The sequence below is a fragment of the Streptomyces sp. NPDC051064 genome, assembly GCF_044455985.1.
In the GTDB taxonomy this organism is placed as follows: domain Bacteria; phylum Actinomycetota; class Actinomycetes; order Streptomycetales; family Streptomycetaceae; genus Streptomyces.
Genome location: NZ_JBITFK010000015.1, coordinates 1 through 14308 on the forward strand (window position 1 = coordinate 1; position 14308 = coordinate 14308).

Sequence of the window (14308 nt, forward strand, 5' to 3'; positions counted from 1 at the left end):
GCAGGGGGGACCCTGTGGGAGAGTAGGACGCCGCCGAACAATTATTCCGGGAAAGCCCCGTGCCCTTGTGGCACGGGGCTTTTCTGCGTTCACGGACTGAATCAGAGTTGGCAGGCGGCCCTCCGCTCCGCGGATTGGAGGGCCGCCTGCCCGTACCTTCTACAGTCGGCCGGCCGCTTTCAGCGCGAGGTAGGCATCAGCCAGGGCGGGGGCGAGGTCGTTGGGTGCGGCATCGACGACCGTGACGCCATGACGCCGGAGCTGGTCCGCGGTGCGGCGGCGCTGAGCTTGTGCCTGCGTGCCCGCGGCGGCCTCGTAGATCGCGTCCACTGTGCCTCGCGCGTGGGTCATCACTTCGACGTGGGGGTCCGCCACCGCTGCGACCAGAACCGTGTGTCGCTGGGTGAGTTGCGGGAGAACGGGCAGGAGGCCCTCCTCGATAGGTGCGGCGTCCAGACTCGTCAGGAGGACGATCAGGGAGCGGCGGGGAGCGCTCGCCAGTGCGGCCGTGCTGAGACCACGCGCGTCGGTCTCCACGAGTTCGGGCTCCAGAGTGGCCAGGGTGCTGACGAGAGTCGACAGGACGTCCCCTCTCGCTGTTCTCCCCTGTACCTGGGCCCGGACACGCCGGTCGTAGGCGATCAGGTTCACACGGTCGCCGGCGCGGGTGGCGAGCGCGGTGAGGAGGAGGGTCGCGTCCATGGCTGCGTCGAGTCGCGGCACGTCACCTACCCGGCCCGCCGATGTGCGGCCGGTGTCGAGGACGACGAGGATGTGGCGGTCGCGTTCAGGGCGCCAGGTGCGGACAGCGACCGCGGACTGGCGGGCAGTGGCCCGCCAGTCGATGGAACGGGTGTCGTCTCCCGGGACATAGGCGCGCAGGCTGTCGAACTCCGTGCCTTCTCCACGTGTGAGAACGCTGGTCCGGCCGTCGAGTTCACGAAGCCGGGCCAGACGCGAGGGCAGGTGCTTCCGGCTCGCGAAGGGTGGCAGCACGCGGACCGTCCAGGGGACGCGGTGGTATCCCTGCCGGGCCGCGAGACCGAGGGGACCGAACGACCGGACAGTGACGCGGTCGGCCTGGCGGTCTCCACGCCGCGACGGATGCAGGAAGGTGGTCAGGCGGTGGCGTTCCCCGGCGGGTACGCCGAACTGATGGCGGGACGAAGCCTGTTCGGACTCCGAGGTCCAGCTGCTGGGGGGCCACGCATCGCGGAGGTGGGCTCGGAGCCGGCGCCGGGACGGATTGGTCACTGTGAGTTGCACTGCTGCGGTGTCGCCGAGTCGAACGGATGTATCACCGGATCGGGTGAACTGCAGCGTACGCACTGGCGCAGCAAGGGCGTAGTCGCACAGAATTGCCAGTGAGAGCGGGACATTGACCGCGAGCATGCCCGTCCAACTAGGGGCCAGGATGCCTACGGGGAGTGACCCCAGAGCCGCCACCAGGGCGGCCCGTCCGGTGAGGGCCATGGTCACCGCCTCACCGGGGGACGGGGACGTGGGCGAGGACAGAGGTGATGACGGAGTCCGGGGTGACTCCCTCCATCTCCGCTTCCGGCCGCAGCTGTATGCGATGACGAAGTGTGGGCAGAGCGAGGGCTTTCACATCGTCCGGGGTGACGTAGTCCCGGCCCGTGAGCCAGGCCCATGCCCGTGCGGTGGAGAGCAGTGCGGTGGCTCCTCGGGGGGAGGCCCCGAGGGTGAGTGAGGGGGATTCACGCGTGGCACGACAGATATCCACGACGTAGGCAGCGATCTCGGGGGAGACCGAGGTCCTGGCAACGGCGGCGCGTGCGGCTTCGAGGTCGGCGGGGCCGGCGACGGGCTGTATGCCTGCTGCCTTGAGGTCACGTGGGTTGAACCCGTCCGCGTGGCGAGTGAGCACGTTGATCTCGTCCTCGCGTGAGGGAAGGGGGACTGTCAGTTTGAGGAGGAAGCGGTCCAGCTGAGCCTCGGGCAGCGGGTAGGTGCCCTCGTATTCGACAGGGTTCTGGGTGGCCGCCACCAGGAAGGGGTCGGGCAGCGGCCGTGGGGACCCGTCGATGGTGACCTGACGTTCCTCCATGGCCTCCAGCAGGGAGGACTGCGTCTTGGGAGGGGTTCGGTTGATTTCGTCGGCGAGCAGGAGATTGGTGAACACCGGTCCGGGCTGGAAGGAGAACTCGGCGGTCCGGGCGTCGTAGACGAGTGAGCCCGTGACGTCGCTCGGCATGAGGTCGGGGGTGAACTGGACGCGCTTGGTGTCCAGTTCGAGCGAGGCGGCAAGTGCGCGGACCAGGAGGGTTTTCGCTACTCCGGGCACGCCCTCCAGGAGGACGTGGCCTCGGCAGAGGAGAGCGACGACCAGTCCGGTGACGGCCGGGTCCTGGCCGACCACGGCCTTGGCGATCTCGGAACGGAGGGCTTCCAGGGATGCGCGGGCGCTGTCGGAGTTCGCCGGGGCCACAGGGGCCCCGGCGGTTGCCGCAAGCTCGGCGGTCTCCGGGGTCGGGGCGCTCATGACGTGCGTACCTCTCTTTCGAGGGCGTCGAGTTGATCGGTCAGAAGGACGAGCGCGGCGTCATCAGCCGGCGCAGGGCCGAAGAGGAGGTCGCCGAGGTCGCTGCCCGGGTTGCTCAGGCGTGTGGCGACGGCGGGAAGGAGTACCGCGCGGGAATCGGCGTCATGGGGGGACACACCGAGGAGGGCGGAGATGCGGGTTCGGGTGGCGGAGCGCAGTTCGGCCGCGGCGCGGTCGCGGGCGTCGGCCTTGCGGTAGAGGCGGGCCCGTCCTTCAGCGGATTCGGAGGCCCGGATGGCCACAGGCAGGTGCTCGGTGACCAGAGGGCCGAGGCGACGGGCGCGCCAGACAGCGGCGAGCACGGCGGCGAGGGCCAGTTGGAGGGTGCCCCAGAGCCAGCCGGAGGGGATGAGGCCGAGGAAGCCGCTCTCTCCTTCGGTTCCGCCGTCACTGTCGTCGTCCCGGCCGGCCGCGCCGCCTTCGGCTGCGGAGGGATCGTCGAGCGAGGGGAGGTACCAGACGAGATGCGTGCGGGAGCCGAGGAGTTGCAGGCCCAGCGAGGCGTTGCCCTGCTGGTCGAGCCGGTCGTTGTAGAGGAGGTCGGGGGAGCCGAGCAGCACGGTGTCGCCGGCGTTCTGCCCCGGCAGGAGGAGGAGGGAGGCGAGCCCGTCGTCCGGGTAGCAGGCGGTGGCTCGGCGTGCGTCCGTCGCGTAGTGGATGCCGCCCATGTCGGTGGTCCCCGCAGTGCGGGCCGCGGGGAGTTCGCAGCGTGGGGGGCGTGCGGTGACCGGTCCGTGGGCTTCCGGGTGGACGCCGGGGGCGAGCCGGGCCACGGAGGGGGTGCCAGGGGCGACGAGGACGGTGCGGCCCCCGGAGCCGGCGGTCGCCGCGTGGAGGCGCCGCTGCTGGTGTGCGGTGAGCACGTTGGGTCCGGCGACGAGCAGGGTGGTGTCGGGGCCCACAGCACCTGTGGCCTCGTCGAGGGTGGTGGCGACCTCGACGGATACGCCGCGGTCCTTGAGGAGTTCGGCGACGGCCCGGCTGCCGTAAGGGTCCGCGGAGCGGGGATCGAGCCGGCCGTGCTGGCCGCCGGAGCGGACGGCGGCAAGGGCGACCCCGGCGATGACGAGGATGAGGAGGGCGAGCAGCAGCCCCCGGACGCGCTGCCAGATCTGTTGGGGGCTGCGGGATTCCGAGGTGGTGGGAACGGCCGCGACGGCGGTCATCCGGCGGCCCCTCGGGCCGTGCCGGTGGTCAGCAAGGGCTTGGCGGCCTCGATTTCGAGGTCGAGGGTGCACAGGGTCAGGTATGCGGCCTCGTCGGCGGTGCGGCCCCCGTATGTGACGTCGTCGAAGACGCGGGCGGCGGCGCGGAGCCGGTGGGCGTGTGCGGGCATCAGCCGGCCCGCCTCGGCGGCCGCCTCGTCCGCGGTCCGGCCGGGGCGTGGATCGAGCACGGCCCGGTCCTCCAGGGAGCGCACGAGGGCGCGCATCCGTTCCTGGACGGCTGAGGTCCAGCGCCGGGCTTCGGCGTGCGCGGCGGCGGCGGTGCGGTGGTCGGCCGCGCTGCGGGTGGTGCTGTCGAAGAGCGTCTCAGGGGAACGGGGAGCGCGCCGCGGTGTGCCGAGCCTCCACCACAGGGCGGCCCCCAGGCCGACCACGGCCAGAGCAAGCACGACGAGTCCCAGCGGGCCGCCGGGGGCGGCGTCGGCGGCGCCGGCGAAGAGGTCACCGATCCAGTCCCAGAAGCGGTCGAGGCCGCGTTCGAGGAGGTTCGGGTCGTGCTCGTGGTACATCGGGTCGGACAGTTCGTCCTGCGCCGCCTCGCGGGCGGGGAGGCGTGAAGTGTCCACGGGTATGTCCTCGCCCGCCCGGATGAGTCGTACTGCTGCGGTGGTGCCCCCCGCCCCCGTCACCGCATCAGCTCCTGGGGGTGTCGTAGCCGGGCACGCCCGCGGCCCGGGCCAGTTCGAGGTCGAGGGCTTCGCGGCGGATGCGCTGGTCGACGTAGAGCAGGGCCATCACTCCGGCGGTGAAGGGGTACGCGAGTGTCGAGACGATCACTTCGCCGATGCCCGTGATGATGAGGAAGGGCCAGCCGAAGTCCGTCGAGCTGCTGTTGAGGAACTCGCTCAGGCCGTCGCTGTCCACCGTCACCGCGATGATGCCGAACGGAATCGCGATGATCAAGGTCAGGACGACGACCAGCAGGTAGGTGAGGGCCAGGATGCCGAACGTCCGCCACCAGTTCCCTCTGACCAGCTTGGCGGACCGGCGGAGCGAAGTGATCACGGACTGTCGTTCCAGCATCAGCGCCGGCGCCGCGAGCGTGAAGCGGATCATCAGCCAAAGAACGACGCCGCAGGAGACGAGGAAGCCGAGGAAGGTCAGGGCGAGTCCGCCCGCACCGCCGCCGAGAGCCAGGCCGGGAAGCAGGCCCACCGCCATGATCGCGGCGCTCATCAGGCTCAGCAGAAGGGTCAGCCCGAGGAGCGGGAGGAGCCGGGGGCGAGCTTCGGCCCATGCCTCGGAGAGCGTCAGGCTCCGGCCGAGCACGGAGCGGCTGATCACCACGGTGAGGACCGAGGTCGTGATGAGCGTGGCGATCATCGCGACGATCGTGCCGGGGGCGCTGTTGATCAGCTGGGACTGTGCCGAGTCGGCGGCCTGGCGGAGCGCCTCCGCCCCGGTCGCGTTCGGGTCGACCGACTCCTGCTCGGGCAGCACATAGCGCTGCAGGAGGATGATCACGATCTCGGCGATCACGGAGACGGTGAGGCTGATGCCCAGCACCGTGCGCCAGTGGGTGCGCATGGTGGACACCGCGCCGTCGAGGATCTCGCCGACCCCCAGGGGGCGGAGCGGGATGACGCCGGGCTTCGCAGCCATGGGCGGGCGGCCCCACCCGGATCCCTGCGGCATGCCGCCCCAGCCCGGAGCGGGCGGTGGCGCGCCCGGGCCGGTGCCGGGGGCGCTCGGCGGCGACCACTGCCCCGGAGGCGGCTGTGCGGGAGACCACTGTCCGGCGGGCCCGCTTCCGTCGACGGGAGCGGAGGGTTTGGGAATGCCCGTCTCCTGGCCGTCGGAGGGGGCGGATCCGGGCGAAGCCCAGCCCGGAGAGTCGTTCATCGTCGCTCCTTCACAGTCCTGTCCGCTCATCGGGGCGGCAGGTTGCCAGCCATCGTGCCACGCGTCGGTCCGGTGCGGGTCTGGCGCTGTATCTCCTTCTTGCCTTCGTGCACGGGCGGTTCAGCGGGCAGACTGGGCAGATGGCTGATCAGGACGCGCAATCGCCGGTGGGTATCGAGCCTCCGGCCCTCTCCGTACTCCGCTGGGACGAGCCCCCGGAAGGTCCTGCGGTGGTGCTCCTCGACCAGACGCGGCTGCCGGCCGAGGAGGCCGAGCTGGTGTGTGCCGATGTGCCCGCGCTGGTGCGGGCGATCCGGACTCTCGCGGTGCGAGGGGCACCTCTGCTGGGTATCGCCGGGGGGTACGGGGTGGCGCTGGCCGCTGCCCGGGGTGAGGACGTGGCTCAGGCGGCGGAGCTGCTGGAACAGGCGCGGCCCACCGCGGTGAACCTCGGGTACGGGGCGCGGCGGGTGGCGAGGGCGTACCGGGCGGCGGCCGGGAGCGGGTCCGGCCCGGAGGCGGCTGCCGTGGCGGCCCTGGCCGAGGCACGGTCACTGCATCAGGAGGACGCGGCGGCCAGTGGTCGGATGGCGCAGTACGGTCTGGAGCTGCTCGGGGAGCTCCTTCCGGGCGGAGGCGGGCACCGGCTGCTGACCCACTGCAACACCGGGGCGCTCGTGTCCGGTGGTGCGGGGACCGCGTTCGCGGTGGCGCTGAGGGCGCACCGGAAGGGCAGCCTGCGGCAGCTGTGGGTGGACGAGACCCGGCCGCTGCTCCAGGGCGCCCGGCTGACGGCGTACGAGGCGGCGCGGAACGGGATGCCGTACAGCTTGCTCACGGACAGCGCGGCGGGTTCGCTGTTTGCGGCGGGGGAGGTGGATGCCGTAATCATCGGGGCGGACCGCATCGCCGCGGACGGCTCGGTGGCCAACAAGGTGGGGAGCTATCCGTTGGCGGTGCTCGCGAAGTACCACCACGTGCCGTTCCTCGTCGTGGCGCCCACGACCACGATCGATCTGGAGACGGTGGACGGCACATCGATCGTCGTGGAGCAGCGTTCCGCGGCGGAAGTGACAGAGTTCACATCCAGGCCGGGTGCTCCGGCCGGGGGCGAGGGTGGCGGGACGGTCGTCGCGCCCCTGGGAACCCATGCGTACAACCCCGCATTCGACATCACGCCGCCCGAACTGGTCACGGCGGTCGTCACGGAGGAGGGCGTCATTTCCCCGGTCACGGGGGTCGGACTGGCAGAGCTGTGTGCCAGGTCATCGCAGGTAACGATTAGCTAATGGGATGATGTCGTTTATGAAGGGACGCGTCCTTGTCGTCGACGACGACACCGCACTGGCCGAGATGCTCGGCATTGTGCTGCGGGGAGAAGGTTTCGAGCCGTCGTTCGTAGCGGACGGCGACAAGGCACTGGCCGCATTTCGTGAGGCCAAGCCCGACCTGGTGCTGCTGGACCTCATGCTGCCCGGAAGGGACGGCATCGAGGTCTGCAGGCTGATCAGGGCCGAGTCAGGTGTGCCGATCGTCATGCTCACTGCCAAGAGCGACACGGTGGATGTGGTGGTGGGCCTGGAATCCGGGGCCGACGACTACATCGTCAAGCCGTTCAAACCGAAGGAGTTGGTTGCCCGGATCAGGGCGCGTTTGCGGAGGTCCGAAGAGCCCGCGCCGGAACAGCTGGCGATCGGTGACCTGGTCATCGACGTGGCGGGCCACTCGGTGAAGCGGGAGGGGCAGTCCATCGCCCTCACCCCGCTGGAGTTCGACCTGCTGGTGGCCCTCGCCCGCAAGCCGTGGCAGGTCTTCACCCGTGAGGTGCTGCTCGAGCAGGTCTGGGGCTATCGCCACGCCGCCGACACCCGTCTGGTGAACGTGCACGTCCAGCGGCTGCGCTCGAAGGTGGAGAAGGACCCGGAGCGGCCGGAGATCGTTGTGACCGTCCGTGGTGTCGGTTACAAGGCCGGACCGAGCTGACATGACCCTGGGCAGCGCTGCTCCGCCACCCGGGGTGCCCGGGGCCCGTACGGAGCGGGCTGCCGGTCCGGCACGGAGTGCTCCTCGTTTCGGCCGGGCCCCGTTGGGCGGCCGGTTGTTCCGCGACCGGACGCCCGGCGGCCCCGTGCCCCGGCTGCTGATGCGGTGGATCCGTGGCCCGCTGCTGCCGGCTGTCCGCCTGTGGCGGCGCAATCTGCAGCTCCGCGTCGTGGCGGGCACGCTGCTGATGTCGATCGCCGTGGTGCTGCTCCTCGGTTTCGTCGTGATCGGGCAGGTCCGTAACGGCCTGCTCGAGGCGAAGGGCAAGGCCGCGCAGACACAGGCGGCCGGCGGCTTCGCGGCCGCCCAGACGAACGCCAACGCGCCTCTCGTCCCGGGTGACCAGAGCGAGGAGGGCGCCGACGGCATGACGGCCAACACCTCCTGGCGCACCGAGCTCGTCGACCAGCTCGCCAGTGGTGGCACGAACGCCTTCAACGTGGTGGCGCTCAGCCCCGACTCCGCCGGGCACGGCACCACCAGCCGCGCCCCGCGCGGCTCGGGCAGCGTGGACGCGTCCAGCATCCCGCAGAAGCTGCGGGACGACGTGGGCAAGGGCGCGGGAGCCTTCCAGACGTACTCGCTGATCAAGTACTCGCACGGGAAGCACGCGGAGCCCGGGCTCGTCGTGGGCAAGCGGCTCTACGACGTCGACCACAACCCGTACGAGCTGTACTACCTCTTCCCGCTCACGCAGGAGGAGAAGTCGCTGACCCTGGTGACGACGACCCTGGCCACGGCCGGCCTGTTCGTGGTCGTGCTGCTCGGTGCCATCGCCTGGTTCGTGGTGCGCCAGGTCGTCACGCCCGTACGGATGGCGGCGGGGATCGCCGAGAGGCTTTCCGCGGGGAGGCTCCAGGAGCGGATGAAGGTCACCGGTGAGGACGACATCGCGCGCCTCGGCGAGGCCTTCAACAAGATGGCGCAGAATCTCCAGCTGAAGATCCAGCAGCTGGAGGAGCTCTCCCGTATGCAGCGGCGTTTCGTCTCGGACGTCAGCCATGAGCTGCGCACCCCGCTGACGACCGTGCGGATGGCCGCCGACGTCATCCATGAGGCGCGTGTCGACTTCGACCCGGTCACGGCCCGGTCCGCGGAGCTGCTGGGGGACCAGCTCGACCGCTTCGAGTCGCTCCTCTCCGATCTGCTGGAGATCAGCAGGTTCGACGCGGGCGCCGCGGCGCTGGAGGCCGAGCCCATAGATCTGCGTACGGTCGTCCGGCGGGTGATCGGCGGTGCCGAGCCGCTGGCGGAGCGCAAGGGCACCCGGATCCGGGTGGTGGGTGACGAACAGCCCGTGGTCGCGGAGGCCGACGCGCGCCGGGTCGAGCGGGTCCTGCGCAATCTCGTCGTCAACGCCGTCGAGCACGGCGACGGACGGGACGTCATCGTGCGTATGGGTGTCGCGCAGGGTGCTGTGGCCGTGGCGGTCAGGGACTACGGCGTGGGGCTCAAGCCGGGCGAGGCGACCCGGGTCTTCAACCGCTTCTGGCGGGCGGATCCGGCACGTGCCCGCACCACCGGCGGCACCGGTCTGGGGCTGTCGATCGCAGTCGAGGACGCCCGGCTGCACGGAGGCTGGCTGCAGGCATGGGGCGAGCCCGGTGGCGGCTCGCAGTTCCGGCTGACCCTGCCGCGCACGGCGGACGAGCCGCTGCGCGGTTCGCCGATACCGCTGGAGCCGGAGGACTCCCGGCGCAACCGGGAGGACCGTGAGCGTGCTGAGGCGGTGCCGGCGGTGCGCGAACAGCGGCTGATGTCCGTACCGAGCCAGACAGGTTCCACGGCGCGTTCGCACCTGGCGGTGCCGGCGCACGGGCCCGCGGCGCCGCGTGTGGCGACGTCGGTCGACCCGACGGCTCTGCCGGGCAGCGGAGCACGTGTGGTGTCGCGTCCGGCCGGGGGCCGGCCTGGCGGGGGCGCCGACCCAGAGACGCAGGATCCGGAGCAGGAGGACACGACTCGTGGACACTGACCGCCGTCGGGGCGGGCGGGCGGCGCGGTTGTCCGTGCTGCTCGGCTGCGGCGTCATGGTGCTCGCCGGGTGCGGAGCGATGCCGGTCACCGGCGACGTGAAGGCGGTCGACGCCTCGCAACCCGGCGATTCCCAGGTTCAGGTGTACGCCGTGCCGCCGAGGGAGGGCGCCACGCCCATCGAGGTCGTCGACGGCTTCCTGGAGTCGATGACCAGCGACGACCCCGATTTCGAGACGACCCGCAAGTATCTGACGGCCCAGGCGGGCCGGAGCTGGCAGCCGGGCGAGGGCACCACGGTGCTCGCGAAGGCGCCCAACCGCAACGGTCCCACGATCCACGACAAGGCACGCGGGGCCGCCGAGACCACCTACACGCTGACCGGCGAGCAGGTGGCGGCGGTCGACGCGCAGAGTTCGTACCGGCCGCTGGCCCCGTCTGAGTACTCCCAGATGCTTCATCTGGTCCGGGAGAAGGGGACGGACGGCAAGCAGGAATGGCGCATCGACATCGTGCCGGACGGCCTGGTGCTCGGGCAGTCCGACTTCAAGCGCCTCTACCGGCCCGTGAACAAGTACTACTTCGCCGCCGGGCGGACGGACGACGAGGCCGCGCTGGTCGCCGATCCCGTCTACGTACGGAACCGCACGGACCCCGTCACTCGGATGGACACGGCCACGCAGACGGTGCGAACGCTGCTGGAGGGCCCGTCGAACTGGCTGCGGCCGGTGGTCGATTCACGCTTTCCCGCGGGTACGGCGCTGAAGAGCGGGGTCACCTCGCTGACGACCGACGACCAGAACGTCCTGAAGGTGCCGCTCAACAAGAAGGCCGACAAGGTCGGGCCGGACGTCTGCCGGATGATGGCGGCCCAGGTGCTCTTCACGCTGCGCGACCTGACGTCCGCCCGGGTGGGGCAGGTGGAACTGCAGGGTCAGCAGGGTCCGCTGTGCTCCCTCGGGGCCGACGAGGCCGAGGATTTCTCCTCGGGCAAGGGTTCGGACGAGCCCGACAGCCAGTACTTCGTGGACGACAAGGGGCGCGTGCAGCGCATCCCCGGAAGCAGCAGGGGCAGTGGCGATCCGGAGCCGGTGACCGGTCCGCTGGGCAGCGGGACGGTGGCCATGAGCGCCGTGGGTGTGGCCAGGGACGAGGAACTGGCCGCCGCGGTCTCGGAGAACCAGCAGCATCTCTACGTGTCCTCCCTCACCGAGGAGGGCGAGCTGGCCGCCCCCGTGGTGACCAGTAGCGCCAAGAAGGCCGCGGACCGGCTGTCGGAGCCGAGCTGGGACGGCAAGGGCGATCTGTGGGTCGCCGACCGTGACCCGTCGGATCCCAGGCTGCTGCGTCTGGTCGACGGTGCCGGAGCGCCGCAGGAGGTGTCGGTGCCCGGTCTGAGCGGCGGGCGGATCGAGGCCCTGCGGATGTCCTCGGACGGGGTGCGGATCGCCCTGCGGGTTTCGAGGGACGGGCACACGACGCTGCTCATCGGCCGGGTCGAGCGTCATGGCTCGGGCGGGACCGAGCAGGTATCGGTGGAGGACCTGCGCCAGGCCGCGCCCCAGCTGGCCGATGTGACGGCTGTTTCCTGGTCCGGCCGCAGCCGTCTCGTGGTGGTCGGCAAGGAGGAGGGTGGTGTGCAGCAGGTGCGCTACGTCCAGGCCGACGGATCCACCTCGTCCTCCGGGGTCCTGCCCGGTGTGAACCAGGTGACGGCTGTCGCGGCTGCCGACGACGACCAGCTCCCGCTGATGGCGGACACCGAGAGCGACGGGATAGTGAAGTTGTCGCCGGGGGACAACTGGCAGACGGTCCTCAAGGAGGGCTCCTCGCTGGTCTACCCGGGCTGAGCGGTGCTGCCCGTCGGGGCAGCCCGCACCGTCGGCGCGAGGACAGGCCTGTCCACAGGGGTTTTCCACAGGGATGGCCGAGTGCCCGTCGGCCGGTCACAGTGGGACCGTGCGGGGTTGGTGGCAGGAGATCGTGGGACTGGTGCTGCCCGTGGCCTGCGGGGGCTGCGGCAGACCGCGGACAGAGCTGTGCGAGGAGTGCGCCTCCGGTCTGGAGGCCGGGCCGCGCCGTGTGAGGCCGACGCCCGAGCCGGCGGGTCTGCCGGCGGTCCACGCGGCGGCGCCGTACGAGAACGCCGTACGCGCGATGCTGCTGGCCCACAAGGAGCGAGGGGCACTCGGCCTCGCAGGGGTGCTCGGCGGAGCGCTGGCGGCCGCCGTGAGGGCCGGAGCGGGGCATGCGGGCGACGCGGGCCCGCTGCTGCTGGTTCCCGTGCCGTCGGCGCGGCGGGCCACGGCCGGACGCGGCCATGACCCGGCGCGCAGGATCGCGGCCGCGGCGGCGGCCGAACTGCGGCGTGGAGGCACGCGGGCGCGGGTGTCCGCCGTGCTGCGGCAGCGGCGTGGGGTGGCCGACCAGGCGGGGCTGGGGGCCCGGGAGCGGCAGGCGAATCTGGCGGGTGCTCTCGTCGTCGCGGACGGCGGCCGGAGGCTGCTCGACGGGGGCCGCGTCGTGCTGGTGGACGACCTGCTGACGACGGGATCGTCGCTGGCGGAGGCGGCCCGCGCGGTCCGTGGAGCGCGCCCCGGCGACGGCCCGGAGGAAGGGCTCCGTGCCGCGGTTGTCGCAGCTTCTCCGTCTGCCTTCGAAATAAACCGGAACTGACAGATTACTTGCGTCGTTGCAGGTAGTGAGTGGGTAAAGGGGCCCGATCGGAGGTACGCGTGAGTAGCGGGTGCCGAGACGGTGGTGGTCAGGCTATGTTCGGTTGTGAGGGACGGTGAATTCCGTGCCTCCGCGAATGCGCCACCAGGTTTCGGGCAGGTAACTCACTGGTACGCCAGAAGCATGGAAATCGGTGGGGTGGAGACCCTGCCGATGGGGGAGGAGGAGGTGACAGCCACCGAGTCCGCGGCTCCGGCGATCACCGGAGCCTGGTGCAAAAGGGAGATGCTCCGCCGCCGAAGCGGAGCGATCCGGGAACGGAGTTCTGCGTGGACATCGTCGTCAAGGGCCGCAAGACCGAGGTGCCCGAGCGGTTCCGCAAGCACGTGGCCGAGAAACTGAAGCTGGACAAGATCCAGAAGTTCGACGGCAAGGTGATCAGCCTCGACGTCGAGGTGTCCAAGGAGCCGAATCCCCGTCAGGCCGACCGTGCGGCAAGGGTGGAGATCACGCTCCGCTCGCGCGGCCCGGTCGTCCGGGCGGAAGCGGCAGCAGGCGACCCGTACGCAGCGCTGGACCTGGCCACCGACAAGCTGGACACCCAGCTGCGCAAGGAGCACGACAAGCGCTACAGCAGGCGCGGCAACGGCCGTCGGTCCGCAGCCGAGGTCGGAGAGGTCGTGCCGGACGCCGCCTCGTTCAACGGGGACGGCGAACTCATCCCGACGGAGCCGGAGCCGTCCGTGCCCACGACCAGGATCGGCTCGCTCGAGGTCCAGGGCGAAGGGCCGCTCGTGGTGCGCGAGAAGACGCACGTGGCAGCGCCGATGACGCTCGACCAGGCGCTCTACGAGATGGAGCTGGTCGGGCACGACTTCTACCTGTTCGTCGACTCCGAGACCAAGGAGCCCAGTGTCGTCTACCGGCGGCACGCCTATGACTACGGTGTCATCCACCTGAGGACCGACCCGCTGGCCTCCGACGGGGCAGGCGGCGCGGGCGGTGCGCTCGGCGGCTGACACCCACCGCTCACAGCCGATCGCGGTGCCCCTGGAAGCGTCCGCGCGCCTCCAGGGGCACCGCGCATGACCGCGGGGGCGCCGCTTCGGCGGCCAGGCATGAAATCATGGCGCCCCAGGCCAATCAGTGCTCTGTGCACTGACGTTGGCGGACAGCCTGTGACCTCAGGCAGTGGCCTTCAGGGGGAGGAACGATGGCGGACACCTTCGGGCCCGTGCGCGGGACGAACGACGCCGACAGCACTGCCGGTACGGACTCCGTTGCGGACGACGGCAGTTCCCGCAAGGAACCCATCAGGGTCCTTGTGGTGGACGATCATGCGCTGTTCCGCAGAGGTCTGGAGATCGTCCTCGCGCAGGAGGAGGACATCCAGGTCGTCGGAGAGGCGGGGGACGGGGCGGAAGCGGTCGACAAGGCGGCGGACCTGCTGCCCGACATCGTGCTGATGGACGTGCGGATGCCCAAGCGCGGCGGCATCGAGGCCTGCACCTCCATCAAGGAGGTGGCCCCCAGCGCGAAGATCATCATGCTGACGATCAGCGATGAGGAGGGCGACCTCTACGAGGCGATCAAGGCGGGCGCCACCGGCTATCTGCTCAAGGAGATCTCGACCGACGAGGTGGCCACGGCCATTCGCGCGGTGGCGGACGGCCAGTCCCAGATCAGCCCGTCGATGGCCTCCAAACTGCTCACCGAGTTCAAGTCGATGATTCAGCGCACTGACGAGCGCAGGCTCGTCCCCGCGCCGCGGCTCACCGAGCGGGAGCTGGAAGTGCTCAAACTCGTGGCCACCGGCATGAACAACCGTGATATCGCCAAGGAATTGTTCATTTCCGAGAACACGGTGAAGAACCACGTCCGCAACATTCTGGAGAAGCTCCAGCTGCACTCCCGGATGGAAGCCGTGGTCTATGCCATGCGGGAGAAGATCCTCGAGATCAGGTAGCGGGAGGGCGCGGTCCGT

General features: G+C 70.6%; 12 protein-coding genes. 7 read left to right on the forward strand and 5 right to left on the reverse strand.

Annotated features, from left to right (window positions below):
• Window positions 1–159 precede the first annotated feature (159 nt).
• Genes ACIBCU_RS36185 through ACIBCU_RS36205 form a run of 5 tightly spaced genes read right to left on the reverse strand, consistent with a single transcriptional unit; the run spans window position 160 to window position 5631 of the window.
• Window positions 160–1473, reverse strand: a complete 1314-nt coding sequence (locus ACIBCU_RS36185; RefSeq protein WP_399236742.1) for a DUF58 domain-containing protein — start codon at window positions 1471–1473, stop codon at window positions 160–162.
• Window positions 1474–1483: 10 nt separating this feature from the next.
• Complete coding sequence (locus ACIBCU_RS36190) at window positions 1484–2503, reverse strand: AAA family ATPase (protein ID WP_399236744.1); 1020 nt, start codon at window positions 2501–2503, stop codon at window positions 1484–1486.
• The gene (locus ACIBCU_RS36195; RefSeq protein ID WP_399236746.1) at window positions 2500–3729 is read right to left on the reverse strand and encodes a DUF4350 domain-containing protein; all 1230 of its coding nucleotides are present in this window, start codon (window positions 3727–3729) and stop codon (window positions 2500–2502) included. Before ACIBCU_RS36195 ends, ACIBCU_RS36190 begins: the two co-directional genes overlap by 4 nt.
• Window positions 3726–4418, reverse strand: a complete 693-nt coding sequence (locus tag ACIBCU_RS36200; RefSeq protein WP_362927062.1) for a DUF4129 domain-containing protein — start codon at window positions 4416–4418, stop codon at window positions 3726–3728. The genes ACIBCU_RS36195 and ACIBCU_RS36200 overlap by 4 nt, the downstream gene beginning before the upstream one ends.
• Window positions 4419–4422: 4 nt before the next feature.
• The gene (locus ACIBCU_RS36205) at window positions 4423–5631 is read right to left on the reverse strand and encodes a glycerophosphoryl diester phosphodiesterase membrane domain-containing protein (RefSeq protein WP_362927061.1); all 1209 of its coding nucleotides are present in this window, start codon (window positions 5629–5631) and stop codon (window positions 4423–4425) included.
• Between the two features lie 140 nt (window positions 5632–5771).
• Here ACIBCU_RS36205 and mtnA point away from each other — a divergent pair, with 140 nt between their 5' ends.
• From mtnA to ACIBCU_RS36240, 7 genes are all read left to right on the forward strand, one after another.
• On the forward strand, window positions 5772–6920 hold the full coding sequence (gene mtnA / locus ACIBCU_RS36210; RefSeq protein WP_399236748.1) for an S-methyl-5-thioribose-1-phosphate isomerase: 1149 nt from the start codon (window positions 5772–5774) through the stop codon (window positions 6918–6920).
• 4 nt (window positions 6921–6924) lie between these two features.
• The gene (mtrA, locus tag ACIBCU_RS36215; protein ID WP_187281934.1) at window positions 6925–7614 is read left to right on the forward strand and encodes a two-component system response regulator MtrA; all 690 of its coding nucleotides are present in this window, start codon (window positions 6925–6927) and stop codon (window positions 7612–7614) included.
• A gap of 1 nt (window position 7615) precedes the next feature.
• The gene (mtrB, locus tag ACIBCU_RS36220; protein WP_362927059.1) at window positions 7616–9649 is read left to right on the forward strand and encodes an MtrAB system histidine kinase MtrB; all 2034 of its coding nucleotides are present in this window, start codon (window positions 7616–7618) and stop codon (window positions 9647–9649) included.
• Window positions 9639–11498, forward strand: coding sequence for an LpqB family beta-propeller domain-containing protein (locus tag ACIBCU_RS36225; RefSeq protein ID WP_399236751.1), 1860 nt, complete (start codon window positions 9639–9641; stop codon window positions 11496–11498). Before mtrB ends, ACIBCU_RS36225 begins: the two co-directional genes overlap by 11 nt.
• A 109-nt stretch (window positions 11499–11607) precedes the next feature.
• Complete coding sequence (locus ACIBCU_RS36230; RefSeq protein WP_399236753.1) at window positions 11608–12324, forward strand: ComF family protein; 717 nt, start codon at window positions 11608–11610, stop codon at window positions 12322–12324.
• A gap of 329 nt (window positions 12325–12653) precedes the next feature.
• The gene (gene hpf / locus ACIBCU_RS36235) at window positions 12654–13343 is read left to right on the forward strand and encodes a ribosome hibernation-promoting factor, HPF/YfiA family (RefSeq protein WP_362927056.1); all 690 of its coding nucleotides are present in this window, start codon (window positions 12654–12656) and stop codon (window positions 13341–13343) included.
• A 194-nt stretch (window positions 13344–13537) separates the two neighbouring features.
• Window positions 13538–14290 (forward strand): response regulator, encoded by a 753-nt coding sequence (locus ACIBCU_RS36240; RefSeq protein ID WP_399236755.1) that lies wholly within the window; start codon window positions 13538–13540, stop codon window positions 14288–14290.
• Window positions 14291–14308 lie beyond the last annotated feature (18 nt).

Bases quoted from the DNA above. Each gene is read 5' to 3' on its own strand.
- ACIBCU_RS36185 (WP_399236742.1), bottom strand. From the start codon at position 1,473: ATGGCCCTCACCGGACGGGCCGCCCTGGTGGCGGCTCTGGGGTCACTC.
- ACIBCU_RS36190 (WP_399236744.1), bottom strand. From the start codon at position 2,503: ATGAGCGCCCCGACCCCGGAGACCGCCGAGCTTGCGGCAACCGCCGGG.
- ACIBCU_RS36195 (WP_399236746.1), bottom strand. From the start codon at position 3,729: ATGACCGCCGTCGCGGCCGTTCCCACCACCTCGGAATCCCGCAGCCCC.
- ACIBCU_RS36205 (WP_362927061.1), bottom strand. From the start codon at position 5,631: ATGAACGACTCTCCGGGCTGGGCTTCGCCCGGATCCGCCCCCTCCGAC.
- mtnA (WP_399236748.1), top strand. From the start codon at position 5,772: ATGGCTGATCAGGACGCGCAATCGCCGGTGGGTATCGAGCCTCCGGCC.
- mtrA (WP_187281934.1), top strand. From the start codon at position 6,925: ATGATGTCGTTTATGAAGGGACGCGTCCTTGTCGTCGACGACGACACC.
- mtrB (WP_362927059.1), top strand. From the start codon at position 7,616: ATGACCCTGGGCAGCGCTGCTCCGCCACCCGGGGTGCCCGGGGCCCGT.
- ACIBCU_RS36240 (WP_399236755.1), top strand. From the start codon at position 13,538: ATGGCGGACACCTTCGGGCCCGTGCGCGGGACGAACGACGCCGACAGC.